Source organism: Streptomyces sp. W16 (assembly GCF_033194735.1).
In the GTDB taxonomy this organism is placed as follows: domain Bacteria; phylum Actinomycetota; class Actinomycetes; order Streptomycetales; family Streptomycetaceae; genus Streptomyces.
In genome coordinates, this window is the sequence record NZ_JAWOAI010001232.1 from 1 (window position 1) to 255 (window position 255).

Consider the following 255-nt stretch of genomic DNA (forward strand, 5'->3'; position numbering starts at 1 on the left):
CCCTTCGGGGAATGGAAAGTGGTGGAGCCGCCGGCCCAAGGTGGTAGTAGGTGAGTGATGGGGTGACGCAGGAAGGTAGTCCAGCCCGGGCGGTGGTTGTCCCGGGGTAAGGGTGTAGGACGTGGTCTAGGCAAATCCGGATCACACATAGTCTGAGACCTGATGCCGAGCCGATTGTGGTGAAGTGGATGATCCTATGCTGTCGAGAAAAGCCTCTAGCGAGTTTCATGGCGGCCCGTACCCTAAACCGACTCA

General features: G+C 58.4%; 1 rRNA gene. It reads left to right on the plus strand.

Annotation, left to right across the window (positions count from 1 at the left end):
- Window positions 1–255: ribosomal RNA gene (locus R6V09_RS54905) — 23S ribosomal RNA — on the plus strand; the annotation flags it as partial.